Origin of the sequence: Rhizobium sp. BT04, from assembly GCF_030053135.1 — a bacterium.
Taxonomy (GTDB): Bacteria; Pseudomonadota; Alphaproteobacteria; order Rhizobiales; family Rhizobiaceae; genus Rhizobium; species Rhizobium binxianense.
This window is the reverse complement of record NZ_CP125652.1, coordinates 652,698-673,044: the sequence shown is the minus strand read 5'-3', so window position 1 is coordinate 673,044 and position 20,347 is coordinate 652,698. Positions and strand designations below refer to the sequence as shown.

At 61.2% G+C, this 20,347-nt stretch carries 13 protein-coding genes and 2 pseudogenes; 10 read left to right on the top strand and 5 right to left on the bottom strand.

What is annotated here, in order from left to right; all coding sequences use genetic code 11:
* Positions 1–64: 64 nt before the first annotated feature.
* Positions 65–1,342, bottom strand: a complete 1,278-nt coding sequence (gene glyA / locus QMO82_RS11845) for a serine hydroxymethyltransferase (protein WP_281413779.1) — start codon at positions 1,340–1,342, stop codon at positions 65–67.
* Between the two features lie 130 nt (positions 1,343–1,472).
* On the opposite strand from glyA, the gene QMO82_RS11840 reads away from it, so the two are divergent.
* From QMO82_RS11840 to QMO82_RS11805, 8 genes are all read left to right on the top strand, one after another.
* Complete coding sequence (locus QMO82_RS11840; protein ID WP_183607321.1) at positions 1,473–2,369, top strand: LysR substrate-binding domain-containing protein; 897 nt, start codon at positions 1,473–1,475, stop codon at positions 2,367–2,369.
* A 317-nt stretch (positions 2,370–2,686) separates the two neighbouring features.
* Positions 2,687–3,718: a transporter substrate-binding domain-containing protein gene (locus QMO82_RS11835; protein ID WP_183607322.1), complete on the top strand. Its 1,032-nt coding sequence runs from the start codon at positions 2,687–2,689 to the stop codon at positions 3,716–3,718.
* A 54-nt stretch (positions 3,719–3,772) separates the two neighbouring features.
* On the top strand, positions 3,773–4,984 hold the full coding sequence (locus QMO82_RS11830; RefSeq protein ID WP_183607323.1) for an ABC transporter permease subunit: 1,212 nt from the start codon (positions 3,773–3,775) through the stop codon (positions 4,982–4,984).
* Complete coding sequence (locus QMO82_RS11825) at positions 4,981–6,105, top strand: amino acid ABC transporter permease (RefSeq protein ID WP_183607324.1); 1,125 nt, start codon at positions 4,981–4,983, stop codon at positions 6,103–6,105. Before QMO82_RS11830 ends, QMO82_RS11825 begins: the two co-directional genes overlap by 4 nt.
* 25 nt (positions 6,106–6,130) lie before the next feature.
* The gene (locus QMO82_RS11820; protein WP_210305712.1) at positions 6,131–6,889 is read left to right on the top strand and encodes an amino acid ABC transporter ATP-binding protein; all 759 of its coding nucleotides are present in this window, start codon (positions 6,131–6,133) and stop codon (positions 6,887–6,889) included.
* 46 nt (positions 6,890–6,935) lie between these two features.
* A complete protein-coding gene (locus QMO82_RS11815) occupies positions 6,936–8,258 on the top strand; it encodes a D-serine ammonia-lyase (protein ID WP_183607325.1) in 1,323 nt (440 codons plus the stop codon).
* Between the two features lie 277 nt (positions 8,259–8,535).
* Positions 8,536–11,781 carry an adenylate/guanylate cyclase domain-containing protein gene (locus QMO82_RS11810; protein ID WP_183607326.1) on the top strand — a complete coding sequence of 1,082 codons (3,246 nt, stop codon included), beginning with the start codon at positions 8,536–8,538 and terminating at the stop codon, positions 11,779–11,781.
* Positions 11,782–11,854: 73 nt separating this feature from the next.
* Entirely contained in the window at positions 11,855–12,535 is a 681-nt protein-coding gene (locus QMO82_RS11805; RefSeq protein ID WP_183607327.1) for a peroxiredoxin-like family protein, read from the top strand.
* Between the two features lie 46 nt (positions 12,536–12,581).
* On the opposite strand, the pseudogene QMO82_RS11800 reads toward QMO82_RS11805, so the two are convergent.
* Positions 12,582–12,927: pseudogene (locus QMO82_RS11800) on the bottom strand (adenylate cyclase); the annotation flags it as partial.
* Positions 12,928–13,149: 222 nt separating this feature from the next.
* Here QMO82_RS11800 and plsY point away from each other — a divergent pair.
* Positions 13,150–13,818: pseudogene (plsY, locus tag QMO82_RS11795) on the top strand (glycerol-3-phosphate 1-O-acyltransferase PlsY).
* A 27-nt stretch (positions 13,819–13,845) separates the two neighbouring features.
* On the opposite strand, the gene QMO82_RS11790 reads toward plsY, so the two are convergent.
* On the bottom strand, positions 13,846–14,757 hold the full coding sequence (locus QMO82_RS11790) for an agmatinase (RefSeq protein ID WP_183607328.1): 912 nt from the start codon (positions 14,755–14,757) through the stop codon (positions 13,846–13,848).
* 227 nt (positions 14,758–14,984) lie between these two features.
* Positions 14,985–17,828 carry a pitrilysin family protein gene (locus QMO82_RS11785; RefSeq protein WP_183607329.1) on the bottom strand — a complete coding sequence of 948 codons (2,844 nt, stop codon included), beginning with the start codon at positions 17,826–17,828 and terminating at the stop codon, positions 14,985–14,987.
* A gap of 204 nt (positions 17,829–18,032) precedes the next feature.
* Between QMO82_RS11785 and QMO82_RS11780 the strand changes: the two genes are divergently transcribed.
* The gene (locus QMO82_RS11780; RefSeq protein ID WP_183607330.1) at positions 18,033–19,001 is read left to right on the top strand and encodes a substrate-binding domain-containing protein; all 969 of its coding nucleotides are present in this window, start codon (positions 18,033–18,035) and stop codon (positions 18,999–19,001) included.
* 71 nt (positions 19,002–19,072) lie between these two features.
* Here QMO82_RS11780 and QMO82_RS11775 read toward each other — a convergent pair whose 3' ends face one another.
* Positions 19,073–20,338, bottom strand: coding sequence for an ABC transporter substrate-binding protein (locus tag QMO82_RS11775; protein ID WP_183607331.1), 1,266 nt, complete (start codon positions 20,336–20,338; stop codon positions 19,073–19,075).
* Positions 20,339–20,347: the final 9 nt, after the last annotated feature.

The following is a 20,347-nucleotide window of genomic DNA, read 5'->3' as shown; positions in this document are numbered from 1 at the left end:
GAAAGGAATGCCGCGCGTTCGATTCGTCCGCGCGGCATGATCTGCGTACGGCGTTAGTTAGATGTCAGTGCCCGTAGACCGGGAACTTGCTCGTCAATTCTGCGATCTTGGCCTTCGCGCCTTCAACAGCGTCCTCCGCCCTGCCCTGCGTCTCGGCGTCGATGAGGTCAGCGATGACGTTGCCGAGGATGCGGAATTCCTCTTCCTTCAGACCACGCGTCGTCCCTGCCGCCGAACCAAGGCGCATGCCGACCCATTCGGGCGGACGTGGGCTGTCGCCAGGGATTGGGTTCTTGTTCGAGGTGATGTTCGCTCTCGCGAGCAGCGTCTCGGCCTGCTTCCCAAGAAGGCCCTTGCTGGACAGATCCAGAAGGACGATATGCGTGTCGGTGCCGCCGGAGACGATCCGTACGCCCCGGTCAGCGAGGGTGCTTGCAAGCGCCTTCGCGTTGGCGACTACCTGGCGTGCATAGTCCTTGAAATCGTCGCGCAGCGCTTCCCCAAGGCAGATCGCCTTTGCGGCGAGAACGTTGCTGTGCAGCGACCCTTGAACGCCCGGGAAAACGGCTGCCTGCAGCTTCTTGTACCATTCCTCGTTGTTGGTGAGGATCAAACCACCGCGGGGTCCGCGAAGCGTCTTCGTCGTCGTGCACGTCACGATGTCGGCGTGCGGGAACGGCGACGGATGGACGCCGCCTGCGACGAGGCCTGCGATATGGGCCATGTCAACCAGGAAGTGGGCACCGACCTTCTTCGCAATCGTCGACATGCGCTCGAAGTCCAGTTCGCGCGGATACGCGGAACCGCCAGTGATCAGCAGCTTCGGGCGAACCTCTTCTGCGACCTTCTGGAGTTCGTCGAGATCAATCACCTCGTTCTGTGGGTTGACGTTATAGTTGTGCGCCTCGAACCAGCGACCCGAAAGGTTCGCCTTCATCCCGTGCGAGAGGTGACCGCCGGCCGCCAGATCGAGCGACAGGACCTTCTCGCCTGGCTTCAGGAGGAGGAAGAAGACGGCGAGGTTGGCCTGAGTGCCCGAGTGCGGCTGAACGTTGGCGTAGCCGCAGTTGAAGAGTTGCTTCGCACGGTCGATCGCAGCCTGTTCAGCGATGTCGACGAACTGTCCTCCGCCATGGAATCGGTTGCCCGGATAGCCTTCGAGTGTCTTATTGGTGATCTCGTGACCCAGAGCGTCGAGTACCGCCCGGCTGACAATGTTCTCCGAGGCGATGAGTTCGATCTGGTTCTGCTGACGAGCGCGCTCCGATGCAAGGGCGTCGGCAATGAGCGGATCAACCCCTTGAACCATCTGGGTAAAATGCGCTCTGGCAGTGCTGGTCATCTGGGTTCTCCAATTCTTCGAAAATCGTGAGGAGAACCTAGGTCGATCAAAACACCAGAAAAAGTTAATAATATTTGCTTATACGTTGAGCGATGCTAATGATTCATCAAACTCGCGTGAGGAGGTGGCTATGGATATCGGACGCTTGCGCGCTCTTCGAGAGTTATCGATACGCAAGACAATGGCCGCCGTGGCGGAAGCCCTTTACGTATCACCATCGGCCGTCTCCCAACAGATAGCTCTCCTCGAAGAGGAAGTCGGTATTCGGCTTATCGAACGTCGCGGTCGAGGCGTGGTGATGACTCCGGCGGGGCAGCAGCTCGTCCAGCGGGCCGAAAAGATCCTGATCGAGATCGAATCCGCGAAGGCGGACATCGCCGAGATGAAGAGCGTGGTCTCGGGAGAACTCCGTGTTGCCGCCTTCCCTTCCGTGGCTGCGGCAGTCATCCCGAAAGTCGTGTACGACCTTGCCGCGCGGCATCCCCAACTCACGGTGCAGTTTGATGAAATGGAGCCTGCCGAAAGCGTTGCGGCTCTCCGGAGCTGGCAGACGGATGTCGCGATCATTGACGATCTGAACATGCCCACGGGGGCGCTGGACCCGAACATCGAGACAATCTTCCTAATGGAAGACGTGTTCAACGTGATGGTTTCCAAGGAACACAGATTGTTCGAGCAGCCGACGGTTGGACTCCGCGAGCTCCGCGACGAACGCTGGGCGATCGACACAGCGTCGGACACCTACACCAAGATGCTCGCGGAGGCCTGCCAGGAGGAAGGATTCAAACCGAACATCGTTGCGCGGTGTAAGGGATTCGAGGTGACCATCGCTTTGATCCGGCAGAACTGCGGAATCTCCATTCTACCCGGCCTGCGCGCCAGCTATGATCTTGAGGACGTCTGGGTATGCAGGGTAGTTCCGGAAATCCGGCGACGGATCTTCATCGCCTTTCGAAGGGAGGAGAAGCGGAGCCCTGCCCTTCAAGCCTTCCTAGATCGGATGACCGAGAAGCCGCCGCTCTCCTGACCGTTGCCATCCGGCGCGTGACGAGCCCTTCTCGTTCGAGAACTTGACCGATCTCGGGCCCCAAGATTCATCAATCCAACAGTTTCCCTAATGTATCTCACAAGGAGAATTAAGTAGATTTGAATTAACCCTCTTCCTATGGTCCTGAAGCCAAATGATGAGACTGGGAGCGAGGATCGCGCAGACCTTGGCCAACAGTGGGAACGACGCGTTCAGAATGGCGACAACGCCGCTGCGTCCAACCGAACTTTCGATCAGGCCGCTGCTCATTGCTTGGCGTCACCATCGCTATCGCGCGATCCGAAAGGGGAACTTTGATGAATCTACTTAAAATCCTGACCGTAACTGTGTTTGCTGGGGTCGCGTTCGCCGCCACCCAGGCGTCCGCGTCCGTGCTGGACACCGTGAAGCAGCGCGGCGTGCTCAACTGCGGCACTGACAACACCGCTCCGGGATTTGGCTATCTGAATACGACCACCGGCCAGATGGAAGGTCTCGACGTCGACTTCTGCAAGGCAGTCGCCGCCGGTGTCCTCGGCGATGCTTCGAAGGTCAAGTTCATCACCGTCACTGACAAGAGCCGCTTCGACGCGGTTCTCACCGGCCAGGTGGACGTCGTATTCGCACACACCACGATCAAGCCTGCCCGTGAATCGTCCATCGCGATCGACTTCCTTCCGATCAACTTCTACGACGGCACGGGCCTGATGGTTAAGGCCGACGCTGGCATCAAGGCGTTCGGTGATCTGGACGGCGCAACGATCTGCACCACGCAAGGGTCGGCGACCGAAACCGTGCTGACTGCAGCGTTCAAGGCCCGCGGCTGGAAGGACTCCAAGGTTCTCACCTACGAAAACCTCGAAAAGCTCTTTTCCGCACTCAACGCAGGCCGTTGCAACGCGATGAGCACCGACAAGTCCGCCCTCGCCGCGTGGGCCGGAAATGCTCCCAAGCCGAGCGACTATCTGATCCTCCCGGACACACTCGACAAGTCGCCATTCGGCGGCTTCGTCGTTGCTAATGACTCCAGGTGGCGCAACGCGCTGCGCTGGATCGAATATGCTCTCTTCCAGGCTGAAGAGTCCGAAATCACGCAGGCCAACCTGGCGGAGAAGCTCACGAGCGAAGATCCGTTCGTCCAGAAGTTCCTCGGCATTGGCGGCGGCTACGGCAAGGACTTCGGCCTGAAGGACGACTTCGTTGCGCAAGCGATAAAGGCAGTCGGCAACTACGGCGAAATCTACGACCGCAACCTCGGCCCGAAGACGAAGATGTATCTCGATCGCAAGGGCACGCCCAACGCGCTCTGGACGCAGGGTGGAGCAATCTACTCTCCGCTCTGGAACTGATGCGCGCCGAGGGTCGGAGCGTAGGCTTCGACCCTCCGGTAGTGGGAGTTGAAAATGACAATCCATGAAGCGAGTGCGGTCCACGGCATGGTAGACCATGATCACCTGAAGTCGCGGCGCTTGCGCAACCGCATACGGCACGAAGCAATCCAGTTCGGGATCATAGCCATCGTCGTCGCGCTCCTCGGACTGTTGGCATATGCGATCCAGTCCGGACTTGCCGAAAAGGGCATTCGGTTCAGCTTTTCTTTCCTTGCGAACACCGCGGGCTTTGATATCAGCGAAGGCTGGACGCTGACATCAGGCGAAGGCTTCCTTCCAAGTTTCACATTATTTTCGCCCGACATGACAGTTGCATCGGCCTTCGTCACGGGCATCTTCAATACTGCGAAGGTCGCTGTTCTGGCGATCATCCTCAGCACCATTCTCGGCACGATGCTGGGCGTCGGCCGCCTGTCGACCAACTGGGTCGTACGCAATCTCTGCTTCTGGATCGTCGAGTTCGTGCGCAACACGCCGCTGCTGATCCAGCTTGTGTTCTGGTACTTTGCGGTGGTGCTGCGCTTTCCGCCGATGGCATCTGCCGCGCATTTCTACGGTCTGATCGTCAGCCAGCAGGGCATCTACGTCCCTGCCCTCTCATGGGCCGGCGGCGATTCAATGCTTCCGATCGTTCTCGCCACGCTGACGTGTGTTGCCATTCTGGGCGCCATTTTCGATCCGATCCGAGGAATGCGGCGCGCCTGCATCGCCGCCGCTGTCGTCGGCATCGTGCTGCTTTTCGCGACGGGCGGCGTCTCGATGAACCTCCCTGTTGCCAACAAATTCAAGGCAAGTGGCGGCACCAGCATCAGTCCCGAGATGGCCGCCCTGCTGGTTGCGATCGTCGTCAACAGCGCTTCGTTTATTGCGGAGACCGTGCGCGGTGCTATCGACGCCCTTCCGAAGTCGCAATGGGAAGCGGCAGCGTCACTCAGTCTGAGCCGCCGCTACACGGTGAACGACATCGTGCTCCCCCAGGTTTTCCGTGTCGTCCTGCCATCGTTCGGCAATCAGTATATCAGCCTGACGAAGAACACCGCTCTCGGCATCGCCGTGGGGTATCCCGACCTGTTCAACATCTACGGGACGATCGCCAACCAGAAGGGTCATAGTCTTGAGGGCATCATCATCGTGATGGCGTCGTACCTGATCCTGAGCTGGGTCATTAGTACGATCGTCTACTGGGCTAACCGCCGACTTAACCCAACGGGAGTTCCGCAATGATCGCCACCTCAATCAAGTGGACGCGCCACAACCTCTTCGGCAAGCCGTTCGACATCGTCCTCTCTCTATTTGTTATCCCGGGCGTGCTGTGGCTAGCCTACTCCACCGCCGACTGGGCATTCCAGTCGGCAAAGTGGGACATCATCGTGCAGAGCCTGCGGGTGCTGATGATCGGTGTGTTTCCTGCAGATCAGGCTTGGCGGGCATGGACCGCCGCGGCGATCATCGGTGCGATCCTCGGAGCCGGGTTCGGCTGCGTGTTCTCGTTCAAGCCGCACCATTGCTTGGTCCTGTTGCTCGTTCCAGTCGCGCTGCTGCTTATAGATGGCGGCTTCGGCAACGCGCTGCCGGCCACGGGAATCGTGGCAGTGGCCACCCTTGCCTGGTCGCTGACCTCCTATGTTCCGCTGTCTAGGAAGGTCCTTCCTGCAGTCGCGTTCACGGGCTTCATCCTCATTGTGGCCGTCATGGCGCCTCCCGGCGTTGGTCTCTGGGGCGGGCTGCTGCTCAGCGTGTTGCTCACGCTGGTGACTTCGGTCCTTTCACTGCCGATTGGCATCCTTTTGGCCTTTGGCCGCCAGAGCCGCCTTTCCAGCCTACGTATCATCTGCACCTGGTACATTGAAGTGATGCGCTCCGTTCCGCTCATCCTCGTCGTCTACTGGATCTGGATCCTGATGCCCGTGCTGGCGCCCCAGTGGGGTTTGGCCGATGTGGCCCGCGGCATGATCGGCTTCACGATCTTCTATTCCGCCTATGTCGCAGAGTATGTTCGAAGCGGCCTGCAGGCTGTACCCCGCGCGCAGACCGAAGCGGCACGGTCGCTTGGGATGAGCGAGTTCGATATCAACCGCTCGATTGTCTTGCCGCAGGCGCTCCGGGTCGTCGTCGCGCCACTGGTCGGCAACGTGCTGGACATCTTCAACTCGGCGCCGCTCGTGTTCATCATTGGGCTCACTGACTTCCTCCGCGCCGGGCAGATGATCCTTGCGAACCCGCAGTATGGCGATCGGACGTTCGAAGTTCTTTCGTTCCTCCTCCTAACCTATTTCCTGATCGGCTCGATGATCACCTACGCCGCACGAAAACTCGAAGACCACATGGCTTTGGGCAGCCGCTGAGCCGATGAACAACGGAGACATCACGATGAACGCCATCGTCGAAATGAAGAGCATGAACAAGTTCTATGGCGCTCACCATGTGCTCAAGGACATTGATCTGGCCGTCACCCGAGGTGAGGTGATGGTCATCCTCGGAGCCAGCGGATCCGGCAAGTCGACCTTGATCCGTTGCGTCAACGGTCTTGAGATGTACCAGCACGGCAGCCTTGTCGTGGACGGGTACGGGATGCCAGCCGAGGCGGATCGAAAACTGGGTGGCGAGCGAGAGCTTGCGGCAATCCGCAAGGGTGTTGGCATGGTCTTCCAACAGTTCGGCCTCTTCCCGCACAAAACGGTGATGGAAAATATCACGATCGCGCCGATGCGGGTGCGCAAGAAATCGCGTGAGGAAGCCGAGGCGACCGCCATGAAGCTTCTCGACCGCGTCGGCCTGAGAGCTCATGCTCACAAGTATCCCGGTCAGCTTTCCGGCGGCCAGCAGCAGCGCGTCGCGATCGCACGTTCACTCGCCATGGAGCCCCACCTCATGCTGTTCGACGAGCCGACGAGCGCGCTGGATCCGGAAATGGTCGGCGAAGTGCTCGATGTCATGCGCGAACTGGCCTCGTCCGGCATGACGATGATGGTCGTGACGCACGAGATGGGGTTCGCGAGAGAAGTCGCGGACCGAGTCGTCTACATCGATCAGGGATACATCCTCGAAATTGGAAAGCCTGATGAATTTTTCGACAACCCGAAAAACGATCGCGCGCGCTCCTTCCTCGCGCGTGTCCTGAAGCACTGAGCGGAGAAAAGCCGCGTCTCTGACCCCACAAGCATCGGAAATTGACATGAACGCGATACTGCCTGCCGAGCCCGCTCGAGACGATGTCCTTGCAGCTCGCCCTACCCTCTGGCTCAACTCCTCTTATCGGAAGAACGCGATCGAGACTTCAGAACTGCCGATCTCGCCAGCCGATGTCCAAAGCGCACGTGTAAACTGGCAGCGTCTCGCACCACTTCTTGCCAAGTGCTTTCCCGAACTCGAGTCGACGAACGGGGAAATCCGCTCCGAGCTGATCGAGCTCAAGGAACTCCGCGAAGCGCTGGGGTATCGGGCCAGGGAGTTCGGGAACGTTTTCATCAAGGCTGACAGCCATCTTCCTGTCGCAGGCTCGATCAAGGCGCGCGGAGGCGTCTACGAAGTGTTCCTGTTTGCCGAAGGCCTCGCTCGCGACAACAGGATCCTTGCCGATGGTGAAGACATCGGCAAGCTGGCCACGGAGGCAGCACGGGCCTTCTTTTCGAAATACACGGTTGCGGTCGGCAGCACGGGCAATCTCGGCCTTAGTGTAGGCATCGCTGCGCGTGCCCTTGGTTTCAAGGCTGTCGTTCACATGTCGTCGGATGCGAAGGCGTGGAAGGTCGAGCGACTGCGGAAACTTGGCGTCGAGGTCATTCAGTATGAAGCGGATTACACCACCGCGGTGGAGCAGGCCCGAGACATCGCCGATGCCGATCCCACAATTTATTTCGTCGACGACGAGCAGTCTAGGCACCTGTTCCTCGGGTACAGCGCTGCCGCCTCAGAATTGGCGGCGCAACTCGATGAACGCGGCATCACGATCGACGTGGATAATCCCCTCTTCCTCTATCTCCCCTGCGGAATCGGTGGCGCGCCTGGTGGCGTTGCCTTCGGCGCGAAGGCGATCTTCGGCGATAACGTGCATGCCTTCTTCGTCGAGCCTGTGCAGTCGCCATGCGCGCTCGTTCATATGATGTCCGGCTCGCGCGAGCTTGTATCGGTCTATGATGTCGGGCTGACCAACAAGACGGAAGCCGACGGCATGGCGGTCGCCCGGATGTCCGCGTTCGTCGCTACCGTTATGCGGGAGATGCTTGCGGGCATCTTCACTGCCGCCGACAACGACCTCTTCAAGCTGCTCCGCATGGCCTGGACGACACAGAGACAGAAACTGGAGCCCTCGGCCACGGCGGCTCTGCTCGGCCCCCAATTCCTTGTGCGCCATCCCGAGGGCCAGCGCTTCCAGGCCGAGCAGGGTATCGAAGGCAAGATGGCGCGGGCAACGCACGTGCTCTGGACGACAGGCGGCTCGTTTGTTCCGGAAGAGCAGTTCCAAAACTTTCTGCGCCAGGCGGAATCGCTGGGTTAGTCTGCGATCAACATCCGTGTTGCCGCACCGTCGACCCAACTACGATGACGAAAATCATCATACTCTCTTGAAGTCCAGCTAACGCGCCCGCACGCGCAATCGGTCACCTCCGGCATGCGTACTCTTGTTCTCAGCGTCCTTCAAACGCCGATCGTCGTTCTGCCGCTTTGTTTAGTGCTTGCAGGCCCCAGGCAGCAGGTTCATGCTGCCCCTGTTAAAGCCCGCTGGTTACGGGATAAATCGCCGTGACGGATCGGGCCTTCGTGGGACGCGTGCGATGGAGTGCGCCGGCTGCGGTTTCGATATTCAGAGCGGTTTTGCTTTCTGTCCGCAATGCGGCACAAGGCAACCTGTCCCCTGCGCTGCCTGCGGCAATCCCTGTCAGCCCGATTTCGCCTTCTGCCCCCGATGCGGCGCATCGATCGAAGGCAAGGTCCAATCCGTATCGAAACTCAGCGTCGAGGCGGTGCCGTCCAAATCGGCGGGCGATGCCGACCGGCGGCCGGTCACGGTGCTCTTTGCCGATCTCTGTGGCTTCACGACGCTGAGCGAGCAGATCGACCCCGAGGTGATGCGGGTGCTGCAGAACGAATTGTTCGAAGAGATGACGCAGGCGGTCGAGGCCTATGGCGGCTTCGTCGACAAGTTCGTCGGCGATGCGCTGCTGGCGCTGTTCGGCGCACCGGTCGCCCATGAGGACGATCCGGTACGGGCGCTCGGTGCCGCACTCGATATGATCCGTCGGGCCGCTGAGGTCGGCGAGCGCTGGCACGCACGCGCCGGCGTGCCGCTGCGTCTGCATATCGGCATCAACAGCGGCCCTGTTGTCACCGGCGGTTTCGGCGCGGTCAGTACAAAATCCTACTCTGTGACCGGCGACACGGTGAACACCGCCCAACGCCTGCAATCCATGGCCGGTGAAAACGATATCCTGGTCGGGCCGCTGACCTATCGCCTCACCCGCCATGCCTTTGCCTTCGACAGTCTCGGTGCGCAGACCTTGCGCGGCAAAAGCGGAAATGTCCTCGTCCATCGGTTGACAGGGCTGCTGGAAGCGCCTCATACGGCGCGCGGGCTGGAAAGTCTCGGCCTTCAGGCGCCGATGATCGGACGGGATACGGAGCTGTCGCGGCTGCTGACATGCCTCGATCTCGCCTGCGGCGGTGCGGCCCAGCTCGTCCGTCTGATCGGGGAAGCCGGTATCGGCAAGTCGCGGCTCGCCAACGAGTTCGTCGCGATCGCCGGCACGGCTGCCCGTTTTCAGGGCCTTGCCATCCGCAAGGCAACCTGCTCCCCGCTCGGAGAACAATCCTATGGCACGCTCGCCGCGGTCGTGCGCAGCGCTTACGGCATCGGCGAGCGGGATGATCTCGACCGGACACGGCAGCTGCTGGCAACGGGGTTCCGTGCGCTCGATCTCACCCAGGAGGACGTCGAGGGACTTTTGCCGCTGTTTCAGCACGTCCTGGGTCTCGGTGATCCCGACGGTGCGTTGCGGCACATCGAGCCGGAGCAACTGCGGCGACAGATCTTCTATGCGGTCCGCACCGTCTTCGAGCGGCGGCTGGCGCAAAGTCCGCTGCTGCTTGTCATCGAGGATCTGCACTGGGCTGACGCCGCCTCGCTTGAGGTGCTTCGCTTCATGATGGATCGGCTGGAGCGCAGCCGGCTGATGCTGCTGGCGATCTACCGGCCGACATCGCAGACCGACCCGCTGGACTCCCATCGCGTCAACGTCACCGTACAACGCCTCGGCCCCCTTGCCGCAGCCGATGGGCAGAGACTGCTTGCCGCCCTTTTCGGTGAGGGTCATGGCAAGTTGCCGGTCGCGATGCGCAAACGCATTCTCGACCGGGCCGGCGGCAATCCGCTTTTCATCGAAGAAATCCTTCGGGCGCTGATCGACATGGGCACATTGCACAATGATGGTCAGCGCTGGCACCTCGCGGCCGAAGACACGGACGTCGATATACCCGTCAACCTGCAAGCACTGCTGCTTGCCCGTGTCGATCGTCTGCCGCAGGAGATCAGACGCTTGGCGCAGGAGGCAGCGGTGGTCGGCCCGAAGTTCGATACCGCCCTGCTCCGCGCCATCACTGCCGACCCGTCCGCCGTCGACGCGGCGCTGGATTATCTCTGCGATGCCAATATCACAGAGGAATTGCGCGGGCCCGATGCCGCGATATCGCCGGGCTACCGCTTCAGCCAGACGCTGATGCACGATGTCGTCTACCACAATCTCCTGCTGCAACGGCGCATGGAGCTTCATCTTCGGATCGGCCGGGTTCTGGAGCGCCAATATGGCCTGACGCCCGAGCGGCCTGAGCATCTGACCCAGCTCGGCCATCATTTCAGCCTGACCGCCGAAAAGGCCAAGGGCGCCAGCTATCTGATGGCGGCGGGCGACCTGGCGCGCAAGACCTACGCCAATGACGATGCCATGCGCCTCTACCGCCAAGCCCTTGCGGTCTTCGCAAACGAGCCGGAGGCGACGGCTGAGCAATTGGCGCTGCTGGAGCGTCTTGCCGATCTCTGCGCTCCTGCCGGCCGCCGCGACGATGCCTTGAACCACTACCAGCAGGCGCTTGCGATCCATCGCGCCAGAGACGACCGGATCGCCGCAGCGAGGATATTGCGCAAGATTGGCCGCTTGCATCTCGATGCAGGGCGCCGTGACCAGGCCGAGACACATTGCGCCGCGGCCGAGGTGATGATCGCGGCGATCGATGCGCCGGTCGAACATGCGCATCTCCTGCAGGAGCGCGGCCATCTGGCCTTCCGCATGGGCGATCAGGCGGCCGCCGCCGATTGGGCGACGCAGGCGCTGCAATGCCTGCAAACCTTGCCGATCGACGGAACGACCGAGGCCGGACGGGAGGCGGCGCGCGCGATGGCGGAGGCACTGAATACCAAGGGTGCAGCTCTTGCACGGCTCGGTCGCCGCCGCGATGCCGTGCTGGAAGTGGAGCACAGCCTCTCGGTTGCCGAAAAGGCCGATCTGCAAAGTGCCGCCTGTCGCGCCTATTCCAATCTCGGCGTTCTCTACACGATCGTCGATCCGGCCCGCGCCATCAAGATCTGCCGGCGCGGGCTGGAGGTTGCGACCCGTATCGGTGATCTCGGCTTTCAGGCGCGCCTTCTCGCCAATCTTGCGGTTTCCTGCTGTACCTTCACCGACCGCTGCGCCGCCGAGGGCGTGCCGGCAGCCGAAAAGGCCGTCGAAATCGACCGGGCGCTCGATCAGCGCGACCATCTCTCCGTACCGCTGATCGTCCTCGGGCAGATTCATCAATGCCACGGACAGCCAAAGCTAGCCCGTAAGTATTACGAGGAAGCTCTTGAGGTCGCAAAGGAAATTGACGAGCCGCAACTGCTGTTTCCGTGTTATGATGGCTTGGCGACACTGAGCCTCGAGCATGACGATATGGACGAGGCGGAACGGTATTTCACGCTGGCACAGGATGTGTGCATGCGCCACAACCTCGATCCAGGCACACTGGTCGTCTTGCCGTTTCTCGACTGAGCGTCCTCGTATCGAGGATTGCCTGATATCGCTTAATCCAATCAATTCAATCGTATAAAGGGAGGAACTAAACATGCAGGAGAACCACTCGGAAAGACCGTTGCAGCCTGGAGATCGCGCGCCGAACGTGGTGCTGGATGCGATCACCCGCCAAGGCAAGATCGCCATCGACGATTTTCGCGGCCAGAAGCCGGTGCTCGTCGGCTTGTTCCGCGGACTGCATTGCCCCTTCTGCCGCAGACAGATCGCCGCCATGGCGGAACTCACCGATGCATTGCAGGAGAAGGGCATCGACAGCCTGACCGTCGTCAACACACCGATCGAGCGCGCCCGCCTCTATTTCCGCTACCATCCGCTTCCCAATCTGCTGGCGGCCTCGGATCCGGAACGGGTATCGCACAGGGCCTTCGGCCTGCCGAATGTCCAGTTCACGGAAGACGAGAATGACTGGCCGCACAAGCTCAGCATGAGCACGGTGACCTCGATGCGCATCGACATGCCGGGTGAACTCCCCGAGCCGATGGACGTGATGGCGGCGGTGGACTATCTCGACAAGGCGGATGGTTATGAATTCACCGAGGATGACACGCAGATGATTGCTACCGGCCACGGCCAGCTTGTCGGCGAATTCCTGCTCGATCGCGATGGTGTCGTGCGCTGGTGCTTCACCGAAGTCGAGGATGGCGGCCGCCATATGTTCGGCGGCCCGGCGCCTCGAGAAGTGATGTCGGCAGCGTCGAATATGGCTGTTTGAAGCGCATGATTGTCGTGATCGTTTCTCGGCTCGATGACATGGCGCGTCAGGGAAGGCCGGCCTTGCGGTAACCCTCGACAAAATGCGCAAGCGTCGCGGTGTCGCGGAAGGGTTCGGTCGTCGCCCAGTGGCGGATTGAAAATGGGGGTTGGCGACGAGGAAGAGTTCGGCCTCCCCGCGCGCCTCGTCGAGCCGGCCGAGTTGGGCAAGGCTTGCTGCCAGGAAACGGCGGGAGCTCGTCCGATTGGTCTCGTCCCGGCGCAATGTCTCGACGGCGGCTCGTACTCGCCGGCGGCATATTGCGCCGGGCCGAGCGCCAGATAATACCAGCTTGCCGGAAACGGGTTTAGCCGGAGGGCCTTGGCAATGTGTTCGAGGCCCTTCCCGACCCTCTCGGGTCGAATTCGATCCCATCCCATCAGCGAAGGAATCCTGCTCGGGATCGTTGCTGATGTTGACGAAGGGCAACACTGATATCAATGGTTTGTCGGGTAGCGGCAAAGCTTTTCGCTTCGCGCCGCCGACTGATTTATGGCGCCTATGAAGCGGTAGCACGGCTGACGACGAGAACGACCATCAATAACTCCCTGAAAAATAGCATCGAGGCGACTTCCATGGTGTTTTGGATAGCGATTTTGGTGGGATTGGCGATCGCTTATCTCCTTGGCTCCATACCGACGGGCTATCTGGCGGGCAAACTGCTCAAGGGCATCGATATTCGGGAGCATGGCTCCAAATCCACCGGAGCGACGAACGTGTTGCGAACGCTCGGCAAATAGCCTGCCTTGGGGGTGCTGCTGGTCGATGTGCTGAAAGGCGTGGGAGCCGTCGTCTTTGCCCGCTGGTTTTATCCCTGGCTTTCGACGGCCTCAGCCACGCCACCGGCGGCACTTGATCTGCAAAGCTTGGTGCCTTGGACTGTTTGCCTGGCGGGGCTTGCCGTAATGCTGGGGCATGGCCGTTCGATCTGGTTGAATTTTACAGGTGGCAAATCCGTTGCGACGGGGCTCGGCGTGTTGCTGGCGATGTCATGGCCAGTAGGTCTAGGCGCTGCGACGGCTTTTGGCCTTGCGCTGGCCATTTCTCGGATTGTTTCCCTAAGTTCGATGCTGGCGGCGTTGACGGCCATCGTTCTCGTCTTTGGCTTGGAGCAGCCGCTGCCCTATCGGCTGCTGGTGATCGCAGGCGGCATTTACGTGATTGTGCGCCATCGCGCCAACATTCGGCGGCTGCTGGCTGGGACGGAGCCACGTCTGGGCAAGGTCGCCTATTTTGGAATTTGAAAAGCCAACTGCAAGAGGAAGCAGGTTTCAATCCTGCCGGACGATGGCGCCGATCGCATTGACGAGAAGGCGCGCGGCGGTCAGAGCCGACAGGCCTTCAATGTCGGCAGGAGGATAGAATTCGACAAGGTCGAATCCCGCAATCCTCGCCCGCCTGCCGAGACCGGCGATCAGGTCGATCACCTCAGTGTAGGTGAGGCCGCCAGGAGTACGCGCCGCCACAGCAGGCAGGATGCCGGGATCGATGCTGTCGCAATCGAGGGTGACAACGACCCGGGCGCCTTCCGGAATATGCCGGAGAGCCGCTTCTGCGCCCTCAGCGTGAACCTCGCGAGCGGTCACGAAGCGGCTGCCATAGTGCTGCGCCGCCTCTATGTCGGCGGCGCGGGCGCTGCCGACGCTGCGTAGGCCGACCTGCACCATGCCGGCGACATGCGGCATCTCGCTCGCCCGGCGCATCGGACTTGAATAGCCGTAGCGTTCGCCATGCAATTCGTCGCGCCAGTCGATATGGGCGTCGATCTGCAGGATCCAGAGCGGCCCTTGATCCGCAAAGCCGGCGAGGAAAGGAATGGTCACGGAACAATCGCCGCCGAGCAGGATCGGTACGGCCGGCAGGGCCAGCACCTCGCGTGTCTTCACCTCGATCCGCGTCCGGTTGCCAGCATTGTCATGCATGGTGGTTTCGATGTTTCCGGCGTCTATGCATGAGACCGGCTTGCCATCGAATAGCGGGCCGCCGAGATCAAAATCCCAGTGTTCGACGAGCCCGGCATTGTCCTGACTGGCAGCGCGGATGGCGTCAGCGGCCAGGGCATAGCCGCTGCTGTCCTTGCCGGGATAGGTGCTGCCGTGAGCGGCTGCAATAATCACCGCACGGGGCAAACGCCCATCGGCGAGGTGACGGGGAAGGCCGAGAAAAGAAGGTGAGGCGGTCATTCCTGATAGTCCTGATGATATCCGGCTGAAATTGCAGTAGCGAGGGCTCGCGACTGGAGCAAAATTCGATGCTGACCTGTTTAGTCCGTTTGGACGTTTTTCAGAACTTTTTGGAAGAGCTTAAGGACGACACTTACGCTCTCCATCGCTGATCGCTCGGAGACGGCAGGCCTGACCAAGGCTTGCCCGGTGTCGCCCTGCCCCCTGTCGCAACACAGTCCTGCCGACTATCGGACCGCCGCCGGCAGAACTTCGAACTTCCAGAATTTTTCCGGGCCGAAATAGGTCGCGGCAAACGCGCGGATATCCCCGGCCGTGACCTTGTCGTAGCCGCTGAGATTGTCGCGTATCCGGTCTAGACGACGCGAATCCGTCTGAGCGCCGCGCAGATATTCAATCCAATATTCGTTGCCCTGCCGCTGATGCTTCAACGTCTCGATGATCGGTCCGCGGGCGCGGGCGAGCTCGTCCGTGGAGACGTCATGCGACCGGAGATCATCTGCGGTCTCGTCGACAAGGGCGTAGAAGCGCGCGATCTTTGCCGGGTTCGTCTCGACGTAGAAATAGGCGTAGCCAAAGCCAGGGAGCTCCCTTGACAGGTTAACATCACCCTCCAGGACGTAGCTTGCTCCTTCTGCAGTACGAAACTGGTCGATCAGCCTGTTTTGGAAAATCTGGACGGCAATATTGGCGGTGAAGGATCGCGGCAGATCGGAGAGCAAATCGCCGACGGGAGCACCGACGATAGCGGCGGCACTATCTGCCCTGCCGCTATGGGTCTGCACTACGGGCTTGTTGTTCGCGGGAAAATGCACATTGCCCTGATCATTGCTCGGCGCCGTCTGCAGGCGCGGCGGCAAAGCGCCGAAGGTTTCGGCTGTCAGTCGGATTGCGTCGTCCACCGTTACGTCGCCGACGATGGTGATATCAATCGGGCCGCTGGAAACCATAGGCCGGAACAGCGCCTCGAAATCTTCCGGCTTGGCGGCGGACAGCTGGGCGCGACCAGGGAAGGTCCAGCGCGGATCGCCCGAATGCACGAGACCTCCGAGATCACGGCTGACAACGCCGCCGGGGGTCGCCTGATACTGATCGATGCCGCTCAGATAGGCCTGCTGCACACGCTTGAACGCCTCGGGGCGGTAGGCGGGATCCGAGGTATAGGCGGTCATCAGCTGCAATTGCGTCGCAAGATCTTCCGTTCGTGTACGACCGTCGAATTTGAAGGAGCCGTCGCCAACCGAGAAGTCGATGCCGACGATGTTGGCCGTCAGCGCCTTCTGTATATCCTGGTAATCCATGGCGTTGACGCCGGACAGTGCGACGGCTGGCGATGCCCAGATCGGGGCCGGACGGTCACGCGGCAAATCCAGCCGACCACGGCCGATATCTTCGCGCACCAGCACTTCGTTGGCGCGCAGCTTGGTCGGCTTGACGGTCAACCGTACACCGTTGGAAAAGCGCACCATGGTCAAGCCGAGATCGTCGACGGCGCGGCGTTCGACCACAGTGCCCGGTTCGCCGAAATGGGTGTAGGGCCATGCGACGTCGGCTGCACTGGATGGTGCCGAAACGGCAATGGCTTTCGAAGCATCATAGACTTGCCGAACCGTCTCGGCTCCGCCCTGCGGCGATTGGGCCGTCTGCAACACGAGCTGCGGACCGTTGCCGGAGAAAGCGTGTTGCAGGGCCTGATTGACCTCGGCCGCAGTGACGCCGTTCGTTATCGTTTCGAACAGCGAGAGGTCTTCGGCAGGCGAAGTGAAAACCTGATTGTCATCGACGCTGCTCGCGAGCATGGAGGCGATGTCGGTGGTCGTGCGCGTCGCGGCTCCGGCCAAGGCCGCCTGCAGGGCCGAGCGATATTCGAGGATTTCGCGATCGATCTCAGCCTGCGAAACGCCGAACTTTTGAATACGTCGCTGTTCCAGGTCAATGGCCGTCAGCGCCGCCCGCCATTTGTCCGGCTCGGAATTCGCCGCGATCAGGATGACATGCGCGGAATCGAGAAGATCCTGGGAACCGACGCCCGCGCTGATGAAAGGCGCATCTGCCTTGCTGGCAAGGGTGCTCACCCGACGTTTGAGCACCATAAGGCCGAGATCTTCGATAAGCTGCGCACGGCGCTTGGCGAACATATCGGGCGCGGCGTCATAGGGACGCGTCCAGGCGATCTGTATGTTGGTCATGCCGCCGGGAACGACGAGGACGTCGGCGCTTTCGCCTTTGGTCTCCAGTGTGCCGAGATCTGGTTGTGCCGGCGCCGGACCCACGGCCCTCCAGTCGCCGAAGCGCTGCCGGATTTCGACTTCCATCGCCGCCGGGTCGATATCGCCCACCACCATCAGCGTTGCCCGATCAGGCCGATAATTGGCCCGGTAATAATCACGGACGAGGTCCACAGGCGCATTGCTGATGATATCGGCCTTGCCGATCGGCGGGCGCATGGCCGCGCGCCGGCCGGCGAGCAGCGAATTCATGATTCCGAGCCCGGCGCGGTACTGCGGCGTATCCCGCAGCCGCTCTTCCGACAGGATGACGCCGCGTTCGCGATCAAGCGCGCCGGCATCAAGCGTCAGCTCGCTCGCCGTCTCGCGCATCAGCATCAGGCCGGTCGAAAGCGTGTCGGCATCGACCTCGGGCAGATCGAGTGCGTAGACAGTCTCGTCATAAGAAGTATGGGCGTTGGTATCAGGTCCGAAGGCCAGGCCCTTGCGCTGCAGGATACGGATCATCTCGCCTTCGGCGACATGTGTCGAACCCTTGAAGGCCATGTGCTCGAGAAAATGCGCCAGACCCTGCTGGTTGTCGTTCTCCTCAAGTGAGCCGGAGCCAATGCGAAAGCGGATCGCTGCCTGTCCGGGCGGCGTGGCATTGCGCATGATCGCAAACCGCATACCGTTGGCCAGCGTGCCGAAATGGACGTTGGAGTCGGCTTTAAGATCGCTTTGCGTCTGCGGCCAGGGCGTGGACAGGGTGTCCGCATAGGCCGGCGAGGCGAAGTTTGCGAGAAGAGAGACCGCAGCGAGAAACCACCAGGTGGCGGAGCATTCCATGTGTATGTGAGGCATTCTTGTCCGGGCGATGCGCATGAGGAGGGTGAATATGTTGATCCGACTATACCACGGGTTGCATTTCGCTTCAACTTCCATGTGTGTGAATGAGGAAGAAGCCGAAAGCCGCCTCCCCAATTGTCGGACTCAGGTGTCAGAACAATGTCATCGAAACCCTCTAAAGCGCGTCGCACCGAATTTGATTCATGCGAGGCGCTTTCGATGGCGACATTGCAGCAGGTCGCGTTCCGGGCCGGATGTTCGCTCGCGACCGCAAGCCGCGTTCTCAACCGCAACGGACCGGCCAGCGACCTGATGGTACGCAAGGTGCGACGCGCCGCCGCCGAACTCGGTTATCACTCCGTCGGTCGGCTCGGACGCAGGCCGGTGGTCGGCGTACTGATCCCGAGCATCACCAATCCGGTCTTTGCCTCCTCGCTGTCGAGCATCCAGAACCGCATGCTGGTGGCCGGTCATGGCGTTTTGATCGCCCAGTCGAATTACGATCCGGCGCGGGAAGCCGATGCCGTCGCGGCCCTCCTGAACGACCGGCCGACCGGGCTGATCCTGACCGTCTGCGATCCCTCGACCAGCGAGGCGCTGCTGGCCAGGCTGCCGCCGACCGTACTGCTCCACAACCTGCCGACGGCACAGTTTCCGGCGGCCGTTACCGCCGACAATCGCGGCGCCGGCCGGGAGATCGCGACCTTTCTGATTGGCCTCGGCCATTGCCGCATTCTGTTTCTCTCCGGCAATTTCGCCGCCTCCGACCGGGCACGGCTTCGCTATCAGGGTTATCTCGACGCGATGACCGAGAACGGGCTGACACCGCTCGATGCCCTGCAGATCCCCTTCGTCGGCGGTTATGACCAGCTCGATCTCAGCGCCGCGATGACAGCGCTTGCGCCGACGGCGATCATCGCCTCCAACGATCTCCTGGCGCTCGGCGTCATCGGCGCGCTGAAGCGCGAGGGGCTTTCGGTGCCAAGCGATGTTTCGGTTGCCGGTTTCGACGGCATCGCCATCGGCCGGCTGATCGATCCGCCGCTGACAACAATCGAAATGCCGGATGCCAGCATGGGGGCGACGGCCGCCTCGCTGCTGCTCGACATGGCGGAGAACGCCGCCCCTGCCCGCCATCTCGATGTCGTCTATACGCTGCGCCGTGGCGGCACAGTGCGCGCTATCTGAAGCCTGCGAAATAGGAGGGGCCGCCACGCGTTCGGCGTGGCGGCCCCTGCCCTATGCCTCGATAAGGCTGATCAGCTGCGCGGCAGCATGCCTTCGACGTCGGCGGCTGCGTCATCGAGCGCTTCCTTCGGCTCGGCTGACTGGTCGACGATGCGCGAGAGGTTGTCGACGATTGTCTGCGTGACCTTGACGCCGTTCGAGCCGGGGAAGGCATACCACGGGATCATCACCGGCATCTGGCTGAGGCCTGCCTGGAACAGCGGGTTCTGCTTGTAGAAGTCGCCGAGATAGTCGGCCGATTTCGCGGCGAGCTCGTTGTTCGGGACATAGCCGGTGCCGGGCACGACGACGGAGGCGCCGTAAGGGCCGGCGGCGAATTTTGCGAACTTCCAGGCAGCATCCTGCTTGGCGGCATCATGCGTCAGGATGACGACGGCGTTGCCGCCGGTCGGCAGATGTCCGTTCACCGGATCGATCAGCGGGATCTTTGCCGTGCGCAGATCGAACTTGTTACCGACATTCTTGATCGTGTTGCGCAGCGCGCCTGTCGTCTGGAACTCGAAACCGACCTTGCCGGCTGCGAAAGCCTGTTCGCCGGCGGGCTTGGTGAAAACAGGCATGCCGCCTTCGCTGACCAGGCGATGCAGGACTTCGACGGCCTTCTGGCCTTCCGGGCCGTTGAAGGCAACCTTGCTTTCGTCATCGCTCAGCATCTTGCCGCCCGCGCCGAAGAGCAGTGCCGAAAACATCCAGTCGTCGCCCTGCCAGCGGAAATCGATACCGTCGACGCCGTTGCCGAGCGCCTTGATCTTGCCGCCCAGCGCAATGACCTCGTCCCAGGTCTTCGGCGGATTTTCAGGATCGCCACCGGCCGCCTTCACGAGATCGGCGTTGTAATACATGATCGGGTTGGAGGTGGCGAAAGCCAGCCCCACTTGCTTGCCCTTGACCTGGGCGAGCTTGAGGATCGTGTCGGAGAAGCCCTGCTCGGCCATGTTGCCGTCTTTCTTGACGAGCGGGCCGAGATCGACGGCAACGTCGCGCTCGTTGAGCATGCGCAGGCGGTTGAGGCCGATGAAGGTGATATCTGGCATTTCGCTGGTGCCGACCTGGCGAAGGATCGTCTGGATGCCTTCTTCATAGGTCGCCGAGGGGCTGGCGAACTGGATCTTGATATCGGGGTTTTCTTCCATGAACTTCTTCGAGATCGTGTCCATCACGTCCTTGAAGAAGCCCGGCATCGGGTAGTGAACCGTCAGCGTCGTCTCGGCATGCGCGGGAAGCGCGATTGCCAAGGATACGGCTGCTGCGGCGAGAAGCTGGGTGATATGTTTCATCGCTCGTTC